Annotated in this window: 14 protein-coding genes and 1 pseudogene; 9 read left to right on the top strand and 6 right to left on the bottom strand. The window is 67.3% G+C overall.

The annotated features are described in order from the left end of the window. Window positions 1-112: 112 nt before the first annotated feature. Complete coding sequence (gene dnaA, locus ACFXOM_RS15090) at window positions 113-1,882, bottom strand: chromosomal replication initiator protein DnaA (protein WP_385038093.1); 1,770 nt, start codon at window positions 1,880-1,882, stop codon at window positions 113-115. Window positions 1,883-2,266: 384 nt separating this feature from the next. Here dnaA and rpmH point away from each other — a divergent pair, with 384 nt between their 5' ends. From rpmH to ACFXOM_RS15045, 9 genes are all read left to right on the top strand, one after another. Next, window positions 2,267-2,404 carry a 50S ribosomal protein L34 gene (gene rpmH / locus ACFXOM_RS15085; RefSeq protein WP_003956500.1) on the top strand — a complete coding sequence of 46 codons (138 nt, stop codon included), beginning with the start codon at window positions 2,267-2,269 and terminating at the stop codon, window positions 2,402-2,404. 18 nt (window positions 2,405-2,422) lie between these two features. Next, a complete protein-coding gene (rnpA, locus tag ACFXOM_RS15080) occupies window positions 2,423-2,794 on the top strand; it encodes a ribonuclease P protein component (protein WP_384940980.1) in 372 nt (123 codons plus the stop codon). Next, window positions 2,791-3,117 carry a membrane protein insertion efficiency factor YidD gene (yidD, locus tag ACFXOM_RS15075; RefSeq protein ID WP_385038090.1) on the top strand — a complete coding sequence of 109 codons (327 nt, stop codon included), beginning with the start codon at window positions 2,791-2,793 and terminating at the stop codon, window positions 3,115-3,117. The genes rnpA and yidD overlap by 4 nt, the downstream gene beginning before the upstream one ends. Window positions 3,118-3,120: 3 nt before the next feature. Further along, window positions 3,121-4,356 (top strand): membrane protein insertase YidC, encoded by a 1,236-nt coding sequence (gene yidC / locus ACFXOM_RS15070; protein WP_384943982.1) that lies wholly within the window; start codon window positions 3,121-3,123, stop codon window positions 4,354-4,356. Window positions 4,357-4,370: 14 nt separating this feature from the next. Beyond that, the gene (locus tag ACFXOM_RS15065; protein WP_384940986.1) at window positions 4,371-4,886 is read left to right on the top strand and encodes a protein jag; all 516 of its coding nucleotides are present in this window, start codon (window positions 4,371-4,373) and stop codon (window positions 4,884-4,886) included. 107 nt (window positions 4,887-4,993) lie between these two features. Further along, the gene (rsmG, locus tag ACFXOM_RS15060) at window positions 4,994-5,710 is read left to right on the top strand and encodes a 16S rRNA (guanine(527)-N(7))-methyltransferase RsmG (protein ID WP_384940988.1); all 717 of its coding nucleotides are present in this window, start codon (window positions 4,994-4,996) and stop codon (window positions 5,708-5,710) included. A gap of 258 nt (window positions 5,711-5,968) precedes the next feature. Continuing rightward, window positions 5,969-7,042 carry an AAA family ATPase gene (locus ACFXOM_RS15055; RefSeq protein ID WP_384941098.1) on the top strand — a complete coding sequence of 358 codons (1,074 nt, stop codon included), beginning with the start codon at window positions 5,969-5,971 and terminating at the stop codon, window positions 7,040-7,042. Then, window positions 7,039-8,139 (top strand): ParB/RepB/Spo0J family partition protein, encoded by a 1,101-nt coding sequence (locus tag ACFXOM_RS15050; RefSeq protein ID WP_384940990.1) that lies wholly within the window; start codon window positions 7,039-7,041, stop codon window positions 8,137-8,139. The genes ACFXOM_RS15055 and ACFXOM_RS15050 overlap by 4 nt, the downstream gene beginning before the upstream one ends. A gap of 301 nt (window positions 8,140-8,440) precedes the next feature. Beyond that, window positions 8,441-9,058 (top strand): GNAT family N-acetyltransferase, encoded by a 618-nt coding sequence (locus tag ACFXOM_RS15045; RefSeq protein ID WP_384940992.1) that lies wholly within the window; start codon window positions 8,441-8,443, stop codon window positions 9,056-9,058. A gap of 74 nt (window positions 9,059-9,132) precedes the next feature. On the opposite strand, the gene trxA is transcribed toward ACFXOM_RS15045, so the two are convergent. The 5 genes and pseudogenes from trxA to sigM all read right to left on the bottom strand — a co-directional run bounded on the left by trxA (window position 9,133) and on the right by sigM (window position 12,255). After that, window positions 9,133-9,480 (bottom strand): thioredoxin, encoded by a 348-nt coding sequence (trxA, locus tag ACFXOM_RS15040; RefSeq protein WP_384940994.1) that lies wholly within the window; start codon window positions 9,478-9,480, stop codon window positions 9,133-9,135. Between the two features lie 62 nt (window positions 9,481-9,542). After that, complete coding sequence (gene trxB, locus ACFXOM_RS15035; protein WP_384940996.1) at window positions 9,543-10,502, bottom strand: thioredoxin-disulfide reductase; 960 nt, start codon at window positions 10,500-10,502, stop codon at window positions 9,543-9,545. Window positions 10,503-10,627: 125 nt separating this feature from the next. After that, the gene (locus ACFXOM_RS15030) at window positions 10,628-11,140 is read right to left on the bottom strand and encodes a hypothetical protein (RefSeq protein ID WP_384941109.1); all 513 of its coding nucleotides are present in this window, start codon (window positions 11,138-11,140) and stop codon (window positions 10,628-10,630) included. Between the two features lie 300 nt (window positions 11,141-11,440). After that, window positions 11,441-11,518, bottom strand: a pseudogene (locus ACFXOM_RS15025) (hypothetical protein); the annotation flags it as partial. Window positions 11,519-11,550: 32 nt separating this feature from the next. Continuing rightward, window positions 11,551-12,255 carry an RNA polymerase sigma factor SigM gene (gene sigM / locus ACFXOM_RS15020; RefSeq protein WP_384940998.1) on the bottom strand — a complete coding sequence of 235 codons (705 nt, stop codon included), beginning with the start codon at window positions 12,253-12,255 and terminating at the stop codon, window positions 11,551-11,553. Window positions 12,256-12,273: the final 18 nt, after the last annotated feature.

Raw genomic sequence — 12,273 nt, 5'->3', positions numbered from 1 at the left:
GCGCTCCAGAAAGAGGGAGGGAAGGGGGGGGGGGACCCAGGTAACCCCCCCCCCCCCCCCCCCCCCCGCGGCCGTGTTGCACAGCCGGTGCCAAGCTCTGTGGAGGCCTCCGTCAGCCGTTCTTGATGCGGTTCGTGAGCTCGGTGACCTGGTTGTAGATCGACCGGCGCTCGGCCATGAGCGCGCGGATCTTCCGGTCAGCGTGCATCACCGTCGTGTGGTCGCGGCCGCCGAACTGCGCGCCGATCTTCGGCAGGGAGAGGTCGGTGAGCTCCCTGCACAGGTACATCGCGATCTGCCGCGCGGTGACCAGCACCCGGCTCCGGGAGGACCCGCAGAGGTCCTCCACCGTCAGGCCGAAGTAGTCCGCGGTGGCGGCCATGATCGCGCCCGCGGTGATCTCCGGGGCGGTGTCCTCGCCACCGGGGATGAGGTCCTTGAGGACGATCTCGGTGAGTCCGAGGTCGACCGGCTGCCTGTTCAGACTCGCGAAGGCGGTCACGCGGATCAACGCGCCCTCGAGCTCGCGGATGTTGCGCGAGATCCGCGAGGCGATGAACTCCAGTACCTCCGGCGGGGCGTTGAGCTGCTCCTGCACCGCTTTCTTGCGCAGGATCGCGATGCGCGTCTCCAGCTCCGGCGGTTGCACGTCGGTGGTCAGACCCCATTCGAAGCGGTTCCGCAGCCGGTCCTCCAGGGTCATCAGCTGCTTGGGCGGCCGGTCCGAGGAGAGCACGATCTGCTTGTTCGCGTTGTGGAGCGTGTTGAAGGTGTGGAAGAACTCCTCCTGCGTCGACTCCTTGCTCGCGAGGAACTGGATGTCGTCGACCAGCAGGATGTCCACGTCCCGGTAGCGCTTGCGGAACGCGTCGCCCTTGCCGTCGCGGATGGAATTGATGAACTCGTTGGTGAACTCCTCCGAGCTCACGTACCGCACCCTCGTGCCCGGGTAGAGGCTCCGGGCGTAGTGCCCGATGGCGTGCAGGAGATGGGTCTTCCCGAGCCCCGACTCCCCGTAGATGAAGAGGGGGTTGTACGCCTTGGCCGGTGCCTCGGCCACCGCGACCGCTGCCGCGTGCGCGAACCGGTTGGACGCGCCGATGACGAAGGTGTCGAAGAGGTACTTGGGGTTCAGCCGGGCGTGCGGTTCGCCCGGACCCGGTGCCGGAGCGGGCTGTGCGGCCAACGGGCCCGGTGCGCCGCCTGGCACCCCCCCGGCGGACGGACCGCCGTGCCGCGGTGCCGGGGAATCGGCGAGCCCGGGGACCTCAGGGCGCTCGGGCCGCGGCTGGTCGTACGATCCCCGGTCGTCGGGCATGGGCGAGCGGTAATCGTGCTGCGGCTGCTGCGGGCGGGCCGTGGCGTACGGGTCCCGTTCCTGGAAGCCACCGAGCCGAGGCTGCTGCCAGGCCAGGTCCTCCTGGCTGCGTGGCCAGGCCCCCGGCTCGGGACGCCGTTGGTACTCGGGATACGCGGGACGCACGTTCGGCAGGCCGTCATCGCCCCCGGGCCGGTGGCCGTATCCCTCGTACGTGTCGGTCTGACGGGGCTCGTCCGCCGGGGCTCCTGGATACCGGGGCGGCTGCTGGACGAGCGGTGCGGGCTCGGCCGCGGTGTCGTCGACGGTGATCGCGATGCGGATCGGGCGGCCGCACTCACGGCTGAGGGTGTCGCTGATCAGGGGGGCGAGCCGGCCTTCGAGAACGCGCTTGCCCCATTCGTTGGGCACGGCGAGGAGGGCGGTGTCGGCGACCAGCGCGAGCGGCTGGCAGCGCTCCACCCACTGCTTGTCCTTCGCTTCGATGCCCTGCTGCCCCTCCCCGAGGAGATGCTCCAGCACCCGTGGCCACACTGCGGCAAGATCGGCAGGTACGTCAGCCACAAGGCACGCTCTCTCACAGGTCCCACGAATCTGTGGTTCTCGGGACGGGTCGGTCAGGCCCGGCAGGCGGGTAGGAAAGGAATTCGAGTCCAGCCACGGTAGTCAGGGCGGCCCGCACGGTTCAAGTTGTTGTCCACAGCCTGTGCACAGTCGGCGCCACGGTGACCCCGGTTTGACCGGATGGCGTAGCCGCGCGTACCGTAACCAGGTCGAGTTGTCGATGGCTGCTGCCGCCTGCCTCCGATGGGCAAAGATCACGATCAGTTGGATCACGATCGGTGATTGTGAAGCGGTGCACTCGGGCGTATTGCGAGCTACTCGTGGGCGCACGGTGACAGCCAGGCGATGCCCCGCCACCACACGAATCATTACTGGAGCCCCCGAGTGAGCAAGCGCACCTTCCAGCCGAACAACCGTCGTCGCGCGAAGACCCACGGCTTCCGGCTGCGTATGCGCACCCGTGCCGGCCGCGCGATCCTCGCGTCCCGCCGTAGCAAGGGTCGCGCCCGCCTGTCCGCCTGATCGCGTACAGGTCGTGACGTGCTGCCTACCGAGAATCGGCTGAGGCGGCGCGAGGACTTCGCGACCGCGGTACGCCGAGGACGCCGGGCGGGTCGCCCGCTTCTCGTCGTCCATCTACGCAGCGGTGCAACGGACCCGCACGCGCCTGGGGAGAGCGCTCCCCCGACGCGTGCGGGTTTCGTCGTGAGCAAGGCCGTAGGAGGCGCGGTCGTCCGCAACCAGGTGAAGCGAAGACTGCGCCACCTGATACGAGACCGGCTGCCCGAGCTGCCCCCCGGTAGCCTGGTGGTCGTACGGGCGTTGCCCGGTGCGGGTGACGCCGACCAAGCACAGCTGGCCCGAGACCTGGACGCCGCTCTCCAGCGGCTGCTGGGAGGGGGCGCGCGATGAAGTACCCGCTGCTGGTGCTGATCAAGCTGTACCAGTGGACGATCAGCCCGCTGTTGGGGCCCGTCTGCCGGTACTACCCGTCGTGTTCGCACTACGGCTACACAGCCATCGACCGGCACGGCGCGGTGAAGGGCACGGTACTCACCGCCTGGCGCATTCTGCGGTGCAATCCGTGGTCGCCCGGCGGTGTGGACCACGTCCCACCACGTAAACGACCTCGTTGGCACGAGCTGCTGCGCGACTACCTGCGCGGTGGCAAGTGCGGGCAACCCCCTGAGACCAGCCCGGCCGCAGAGACCTCGCCCAATGCTCAAGGAGCCTGATTAGTGGACTCGATTGCCAGTCTCTTCAGCTTTATCACCACCCCCGTCTCCTGGATCATCGTCCAGTTCCACTCGCTGTACGGTGCGATCTTCGGCCCTGACACGGGCTGGGCCTGGGGACTGTCCATCGTGTCCCTGGTGGTTCTGATCCGTATCTGCCTGATCCCGCTCTTCGTGAAGCAGATCAAGTCGATGCGGAACATGCAGGCGCTCCAGCCCAAGATGAAGGCGATCCAGGAGCGCTACAAGAACGATCGACAGCGTCAGTCCGAAGAGATGATGAAGCTGTACAAGGACACGGGAACCAACCCGCTGTCCTCGTGCCTTCCGATCCTCGCGCAGTCGCCGTTCTTCTTCGCTCTGTACCACGTGCTGAGCAACATCGCCTCGGGCAAGACGATCGGCGTGCTCAACCAGAGCCTGGTGGACAGCGCGCGTGAGGCCCAGATCTTCGGCGCCCCGATCGCCGCCAAGTTCACCGACACCGAGGCCCACGTCGCGGCCCTGAACGCCTCACTGACCGATGTGCGCATTGTCACCGCGGTCATGATCGTCCTGATGTCGGCGTCGCAGTTCTACACGCAGCGCCAGCTGATGCAGAAGAACGTCGACCTCTCGGTGAAGACGCCGTACATGCAGCAGCAGAAGATGCTCATGTACATCTTCCCGGTGATCTTCGCCGTGATGGGCATCAACTTCCCCGTCGGCGTTCTCGTCTACTGGCTGACGACCAACGTGTGGACCATGGGTCAGCAGATGTACGTGATCAACCAGAACCCCACCCCGGGTTCCAAGGCTCAGGACAACTACCTGCAGCGCCTGCTCAAGAGCGTCTCGGCGCACGGTGAGGTGCGCGGTCGTCGCAAGCGCAACATCGTCCAGGCCATCGTGGCCAAGGGCAGCGACCGCAACGACAACGAGCGCCGCTTCATCACCGGTCTGGCCAAGGCGGGCTTCGCCGCCCAGGCGGACGGCACCGTGGTCAAGAGCGACACCGCGACCGCGGACGCAGAAAGCAGCGCGCGGCGCCAGCAGCCGAAGCGCCAGACGAAGGCCCAGCGCCAGTCCACCGCTTCCCAGCCGTCCGGCGCGGCGAAAGCCTCCTTGACCAAGGAGGACGAGTCGCAGGACGAGGCACCGAAGGCGGCAGGCAAGTCGGCCGCAGGATCCGCGCGACAAGCCAAGTCCGGACAGCGCAAGGGCCAGCAGCGGCCCAAGCACCCGTCGTCCAAGAAGTAAGAAGGAGTCCATCCGTGACGGAAGGCACCACCACCTCCGCCGCCGCCCAGGGTGGCGACACCCTGACCCGCCTGGAGCAGGAGGGGGAGATCGCCGCTGACTATCTCGAGGGTCTGCTCGACATCGCCGATCTCGACGGCGACATCGACATGGACGTCGAGGCCGACAGGGCGGCGGTCTCGATCATCAGTGACGCGGGCAGCCGGGACCTGCAGAAGCTCGTGGGCCGTGACGGCGAGGTGCTGGAGGCTCTCCAGGAGCTCACGCGACTTGCGGTGCACCGGGAGACCGGGGACCGCAGCCGGCTGATGCTCGACATCGCGGGATTCCGCGCCAAGAAGCGTGCCGAGCTCGCCGAGCTCGGGGCCAAGGCCGCGGACGAGGTCAAGAGCACGGGTGAGCCCGTGAAGATGAAGCCGATGACGCCGTTCGAGCGCAAGGTCGTGCACGACGCGGTTGCGGCCGCCGGTCTGCGCAGCGAGTCCGAGGGCGAGGAGCCGCAGCGCTTCGTCGTCGTACTCCCTGCTTGACCACTGCTTGTTCTGTCGGCCCCGTCTGTTCGCAGGCGGGGCCGAATTTTGTCAGCCTGTTCATGAGCCACCACGGTGCGGTAGTGCGGTATGGAAGGACGGTTCCGGTGACGGAGGCAGCAGAGCTTCCCCAGGCGCCAGAGGAAGCGCGGACGGTGTTCGGTGAGTTCTTCCCGGAGGCCGTCAGGTACGCGGAGCTGCTCGCAGATGCGGGGGTCAAGCGCGGGCTGATCGGGCCGCGTGAGGTACCGCGACTGTGGGAGAGGCACCTGCTCAATTGCGCCGTGCTTTCCGAAGTCGTTCCGGAAGGGGTCACGGTCTGCGACGTCGGCTCGGGCGCCGGACTGCCCGGCATTCCGTTGGCCCTGGTTCGCCCGGACCTCAAGATCATGCTGCTGGAGCCGCTGCTCCGGCGCACCAACTTCCTTCAGGAAGTCGTGGAGCTCCTCGGGCTTGATCATGTCACGGTGGTACGGGGTCGGGCCGAGGAGATGCTCGGCAAACTGCCGCAGGTCCATGTGGTCACCGCTCGAGCCGTCGCGCCCCTGGACCGACTGGCTGGGTGGGGTGTACCCCTCCTCCGCCCGTACGGCGAGATGCTGGCGCTCAAGGGGGACACGGCGGAGGAAGAGATCATCGGTGCCCGGGCGGCACTGAGCAAGCTCGGCGTCGTGGAGACGTCCGTGCTGCAGGTCGGGGACGGGATTGTCGATCCGCTGTCCACAGTGGTGCGGGTCGAAGTGGGAGAGAGCCCGGGCGGTGTACGCTTCGCAGCCAAGCGTGCCAAGGCGGCCAGGACCGGCCGCGCTCGCCGTCGTCGCTGAGTGCGCCCCCGCTGCCGACCGGTCGTCGGCCTACATCCCCATCCGTACGCATTTCGGAGTGTCGTAATGGCGTGACCCTGTGGCGCGGGCATCGTGTTTCACGTGAAACGTCGCTCACTGCTGCAGGGAATCATCAGCCGCGGCCGCGCGGCTGCCACGCCACGTGACCGTAAGCCCCTCGCCAGGGTTACGGACTTGTCCACAGAGGTGGATTTCTCCACAGATCCACCGTCCTCGCTGGTTCACGACCCCGAAAGCATGGCAGGCTCTGTCCATCACGAGCTTGATGTCGAGGAGAGTGAATCCTTGCGGTCCGACGCCAATACCGCGGGACCGATGACCGAGCCGGTCCCTGGTCCCCGAACCGAATCGGCGGCTGATGTTTCACGTGAAACACCGCCGCCGATGGACGACACCCCCATTGGTCGTGCTGCCCAACTGGCGGTGGAGGCGCTGGGGCGGGCCGGCGAGGGCCTTCCTCGGCCCGAGCAGACCCGCGTCATGGTGGTCGCCAACCAGAAGGGCGGGGTGGGCAAGACGACCACGACGGTCAACCTTGCTGCTTCGCTGGCCCTGCACGGTGCGCGGGTGCTGGTGATTGACCTGGATCCCCAGGGGAACGCCTCCACGGCGCTCGGGATCGACCATCACGCTGAAGTGCCGTCGATCTATGACGTACTGGTTGAGAGCAAGCCTCTCGCTGATGTGGTCCAGCCGGTGCCGGACGTCGAAGGCCTCTTCTGTGCTCCTGCCACCATCGATCTGGCGGGTGCGGAGATCGAACTCGTTTCCTTGGTGGCGCGGGAAAGCAGGCTTCAGCGAGCGATCCAGGCCTATGAGCAGCCTCTGGACTACATCCTCATCGACTGCCCGCCGTCCCTCGGCCTGCTGACCGTCAATGCACTCGTTGCCGGGGCAGAGGTGCTGATCCCGATCCAGTGCGAGTACTACGCTCTGGAAGGCCTCGGTCAGCTGCTGCGGAACGTCGATCTGGTGCGTGGCCATCTGAATCCGGCCTTGCATGTGTCGACGATCCTGCTCACCATGTACGACGGCCGGACCAGGCTTGCGTCGCAAGTTGCGGATGAGGTGCGCAGCCACTTCGGTGACGAGGTACTGCGTACGAGCATTCCGCGGTCCGTGCGTATCTCGGAGGCGCCGAGCTACGGGCAGACGGTGCTCACCTATGACCCGGGCTCCAGTGGCTCACTGTCGTATCTTGAGGCGGCCCGCGAGATCGCACTACGCGGGGTCGGCGTCCACTATGAGGCTCGGCCTGCACATGTGGTCGGTCAGAACAGCCAGCACAGCATGTCGGAGGGGATTCAGTGAGCGAGCGACGTAGAGGTTTGGGGCGTGGGCTCGGTGCGCTGATCCCCGCTGCACCGCAGGAGAAGCCCGGGCTTTCCGAGGGCTCCGGTCCGGCAGCCGCCGGATCGGGCCCCGTGCTGACGGCGGATCGGGGCGTGGCAGCAGCCAAGGTGACCTCACTGCCGGCAGGAGCCATGCCTCCCGAGCCGCGCGCGCCCGAGCCCGAGCCGGAGGTCGCCGCTGCCGTTTCCTCCCCGGCTGGAGCGCACTTCGCCGAAGTGCCATTGGACGCCATCACACCGAACCCGCGTCAGCCGCGGGAGGTGTTCGATGAGGACGCACTCGCCGAACTGGTCACCTCGATCCAAGAGGTCGGTCTTCTTCAGCCCGTCGTGGTGCGCCAGTTGGCGCCCGGACGCTATGAGCTCATCATGGGCGAGCGTCGCTGGCGCGCCTGCCGCGAAGCGGGGCTTGAGCGCATCCCAGCAATCGTGCGGGCAACGGAAGACGAGAAGCTTCTTCTGGACGCCCTCTTGGAGAACCTGCACCGAGCCCAGTTGAATCCGTTGGAAGAGGCAGCCGCCTACGACCAGTTGCTCAAGGACTTCAACTGCACCCACGACCAGTTGGCCGACCGCATCGGGCGCTCTCGCCCACAGGTCTCCAACACGCTGCGACTGCTACGCCTCTCCCCGCCCGTCCAACGCCGGGTCGCTGCGGGTGTGCTGTCCGCAGGCCATGCAAGGGCGCTGCTCTCGGTGGAGGACTCCGAGGAGCAGGACCGGTTGGCACACCGCATCGTGGCCGAGGGGCTGTCGGTGCGTGCGGTCGAGGAGATCGTGACTCTGATGGGGTCGCGTCCCACGAGTACCCCCAGGGCGAAGGGCCCCCGAGCCGGCGCTCGGTTGTCCCCGGCCCTGACCGATCTCGCGTCGCGTCTTTCCGACCGCTTCGAGACCAGGGTGAAGGTCGACCTGGGGCAGAAGAAGGGGAAGATCGTCGTTGAGTTCGCCTCAATGGAAGATCTTGACCGCATCCTGGGCACCCTTGCCCCGGGCGAAGGGCGGGTCATGGAGAAGGCGCTGTCCGAGGAAGTTGCGGAGGACGAAGAAGCCTGACGGCCCTGTCGCCCCCGTAGGGCGGATCGTGTCCGGCACCCGGTGGAACACGGTCCGCCCTTTGCCGTCTCACGGTATGCGTGTCCTCGCTGGGTGGATACGATGCGTTCTGGTATGTCGCATCCACCTTGACCCATCTCAGAGGAAGGCAAGCCATGCGATCGGTGAGCCGCGGCCACCTGGTGACGGTCGGACTGGGCCTCGGCGCAGTCGGTGGGTTCATCGGCAGCCTGCTCCGAGAGCGGAGTGCGTTGTCCGCTGCTCTTGGCGCGGCAGTCGCAGGAAGTGAGGAACAGCCTTCATGGGCCGTCGGCTCGTACCGCTCACACTGGACAACCTTCCAGACCTCCCCAAGCGATGCCGAGCGTGTGTCTTCTGGGAGCTTGATCCAGTCAGCGGAGAAGCAGCAGTAAAAGCAGGCCGACCCGAGCTGGAGAAGGAGGCCTGGATCTCCGCCGTCCTGCTGGAGTGGGGCTCCTGCGGCCGCGTCGTGTATGTGGACGACGTCCCGGTCGGGTTCGTCCTCTACGCCCCGCCCGCGTACGTGCCGCGATCCACGGCGTTTCCTACGAGCCCCGTCTCGCCGGATGCCGTTCAGCTGATGACTGGCTGGATCACTCCGGGCTACCAGGGACAGGGGCTGGGACGGGTGATGGTGCAAACCGTCGCCAAGGATCTGCTGCGCCGGGGGTTCAAGGCGATCGAGGCCTTCGGGGATGCCCGCTGGTCCGAACCCGCCTGCATGCTTCCTGCCGAGCATCTGCTCGCGGTCGGCTTCAAGACGGTCCGCCCGCACCCTGCTCACCCGAGGCTGAGACTGGAGTTGCGCACGACGCTGTCGTGGAAGGAAGACGTGGAGCTGGCCCTGGACCGGCTGCTCGGAGCGGTGCAGAAGGAACCTGCGCTGCGGCCGCTCTAAGGCGGCCCCGTACGGCGAGTGGGCCCAACCCGGTAGAGGGTTGGGCCCACTCGCGTTTCACGTGAAACGAAGGATCAAGCCTTGCTGACCTCGTCACCGAGGAAGGCGTCGAGCTCGCGGACGAGCATGGCCTTCGGCTTGGCGCCGACGATGGTCTGGGCGACCTGACCGTCCTGGTAGACGTTGAGCGTCGGAATGGACATCACGCCGTACTTCGCGGCTGTGGCCGGGTTCTGGTCGATGTTGAGCTTGACGATCTCGATCTTTTCGCCGTGTTCTGCGGCGATGGCCTCCAGCGACGGGGCGATCTGACGGCACGGACCACACCACTCGGCCCAGAAGTCCACCAGGACGGGCTTGTCGCTCTTGAGGACGACCTCCTCGAAGGTGTCGTCCGTTACGTTCTTCAGGGCGCCGGCCACGGCGGTCTCCTTACTCTCGGGGGTGTGGGGTGATGGGGGTCGTGCAGGTTCGGACGGCGGCGTCAGACGGCCGCGGCGGCCTTCTCTTCGTCCGCGAGAGAGGCGAGGAACCGTTCGGCGTCCAGCGCTGCGGAGCAACCGGTGCCGGCGGCGGTGATCGCCTGGCGGTAGGTGTGGTCGACCACGTCACCCGCACCGAACACACCAGAGAGGTTCGTGCGTGTGGAGGGGGCGTCCACCTTCAGGTAGCCGTCACTGTCGAGGTCCAGCTGACCCTTGAAGAGTTCGGTGCGCGGGTCGTGGCCGACGGCGATGAACAGTCCGGTCACCGGCAGCTCTCGTGTTTCGCCGGTCTTGGTGTTGCGCAGGGTCAATCCGGAGAGCTTCTGCTCGCCTTGGATCTCGGCGACCTCACTGTCCCAGGCGAACGTGATCTTCGGGTCGGCGAAGGCACGCTCCTGCATGGCCTTGGAGGCTCGCAGACTGTCACGGCGATGGACGACGGTCACGGACTTGGCGAAACGGGAGAGGAAGGTCGCCTCCTCCATCGCCGTGTCACCACCGCCCACGACGGCGATGTCCTGGTCCTTGAAGAAGAACCCGTCACACGTGGCACACCAGGAGACACCGCGTCCGGAAAGGGTGTCCTCGTTCGGCAGCCCGAGCTTGCGGTGCTGGGAGCCGGTCGTGACGACAACGCTCTTGGCACGATGGACCGTGCCCGCGGTGTCCGTGACGGTCTTGATCTCACCGGTGAGGTCCACGGCGATGACATCGTCCGGGACGAGCTCTGCCCCGAAGCGCTCGGCCTGCGCGCGCATGTTGTCCATCAGCTCCGGTCCCATGATGCCGTCACGGAAGCCGGGGAAGTTCTCCACCTCGGTGGTGTTCATCAATGCGCCACCAGCAGTGACAGCGCCCTCGAACACCAACGGCTTCAGCGATGCACGCGCGGTGTACAGCGCGGCGGTGTAGCCGGCCGGCCCGGAGCCAATGATGATCACGTTTCGGACGTCGCTCACGGGTTTCTTCCTCGTCTCTGCAGACTGCCTGCTGCCTACTGGGGCCGGTCAACGACTCTTACCCCACCCAACGGATCCTACGGGGCGGGCATTCCCGTGCGGTCCGGTGGCGCGGCGAGGCGGGCTCAGGAGCGAGGGTAGGTCTGGGTCACCAGGACGTCCGCCTTGGTGGACGAGCCGGCTCCCACGCACGCCGCGTCGACGATGTACGCCTCGACGGACGTGGGATCGCCGGCGCTGGGCAGCACCACGAGGTAGGCCCGAGTGCCGTCGTAGGTGCCCTGTTCGGCAGCCAGAGGCGCCTCGGTGCGTCCGATGCCCTGCTGGATGCACGGCGGGACGTCAACGGCCAGCTTGGGAGAGTTGGGGCTGGACCAGGCGCTCACCGGGGGGTCGTCCCCTGAACGCGGGGCCTTCCGGGTGGTGTCGGCAGGCGCCTGCTGTGCGGGTGCGGTGGCCAGCAGGGTCTTCACGCGTCCCTGCAGGTTGCTCTCGGAGTAGGTCGGCCCTTCCTTCGCCGCGCGGACTTCCGGCTCCGCCGTTTGCACCCCGGCGTTGTCCTCGGTCTGTACCGCTTGGAGCAGCAGGACGCTCACCCCCACCGCGGCCACGCCGAACGCGGCGCTCAGAACGGCCATGCGACGGCGGCGCCGAGGGATGCGCCCCGGACCCGTGGCTGCCCGTGGGCGCCCCACAGGACGATCGGCCGGAGGAGGCTCGCTACGGGGCACCACCGGATCCTTGGGACACGGCGTCGTTTCACGTGAAACACTCACCGGCTCCCTGTCCGGGGAGGTGGAGTCCAGCAGCGCTTCGGCAGCTAGTGCCGCGTCGATACGGCCGGCGACATCGGCCGGCATCCTGTGCGGGCCGGGCAGAGTGCCGAGCAAGCCCCTGATCTCTTCCAGGGACGTCCGAACGTCGGCGCACAGGGCGCACCCATCGAGGTGCTGCTTGACCTCTGCCTGGCGGGAGGGGGAGAGGAGGCCTTCGGCGAGATCGGAGATCTCTGACACGTCCGGGTGCTCAGCCGTGCCGGTCGTGGAGGTCACGTGCGCCCACCTCCGCCCTTCACCGCAGCAGGATCGCTTGGCCCTGCATCCCTTGGTCCCGTCGCCGGTGGGACGGATGTCCCCGGCGTCCGGTTCCTTCCCCGGTCCACATCGCTGTTATCCCCAGTGTCGCTGCGCAGATGAGTGAGCATCGGCAGTAGCCGTGCCCGGCCACGTGCGCAGCGGCTCTTCACGGTCCCGGTGGGGACGTCCAGGATCTCCGCCGCTTCCGCCACGGGATAGCCCTGCATGTCGACGAGTACCAGTGCGGCCCGCTGATCGGTGGGAAGCCTGGCGAGAGCCGCCAGGAGCTCCCGGTGGAGGTCCTGGCGCTCTGCGGGTGCCTCCGCGGACTCATGGGGCTCCAGCAACTGCTCCAGCCGCTCGGTGTCGTCCACGGGGGAGGTCTTCCGGGTGTCCGCCTTGCGTGCCCTGTCGAGACAGGCGTTGACCGTGATGCGGTGCAGCCACGTCGTCACGGCGGACTGGCCGCGGAAAGTGTGGGCGGCTCGGAATGCGGAGACGAGCGCGTCCTGCACGGCGTCCGCGGCTTCCTCCCGGTCCCCCAGGGTGCGCAGTGCGACGGCCCAGAGCCGGTCGCGGTGGCGCCGAACGAGCTCACCGAAGGCGTCGGGATCACCAGCGACGTGCCGGGCCAGTAGATCCTGGTCGCTTACGTCGCCCCATGTGGCGTCGTCCAACGATGAGCCCCCTCCCCG

Origin of the sequence: Streptomyces sp. NPDC059169, from assembly GCF_042755225.1 — a bacterium.
In the GTDB taxonomy this organism is placed as follows: Bacteria; Actinomycetota; Actinomycetes; order Streptomycetales; family Streptomycetaceae; genus Streptomyces.
The sequence above is the reverse complement of the archived record's forward strand: the minus strand, read 5'-3'. Positions and strand labels throughout refer to the sequence as shown.

Coding starts and splice junctions, on each gene's coding strand:
- yidD (WP_385038090.1), top strand. CDS start 2,791: ATGAAGTACCCGCTGCTGGTGCTGATCAAGCTGTACCAGTGGACGATC.
- ACFXOM_RS15055 (WP_384941098.1), top strand. CDS start 5,969: ATGGCAGGCTCTGTCCATCACGAGCTTGATGTCGAGGAGAGTGAATCC.
- ACFXOM_RS15045 (WP_384940992.1), top strand. CDS start 8,441: ATGGGCCGTCGGCTCGTACCGCTCACACTGGACAACCTTCCAGACCTC.
- ACFXOM_RS15030 (WP_384941109.1), bottom strand. CDS start 11,140: ATGGCCGTTCTGAGCGCCGCGTTCGGCGTGGCCGCGGTGGGGGTGAGC.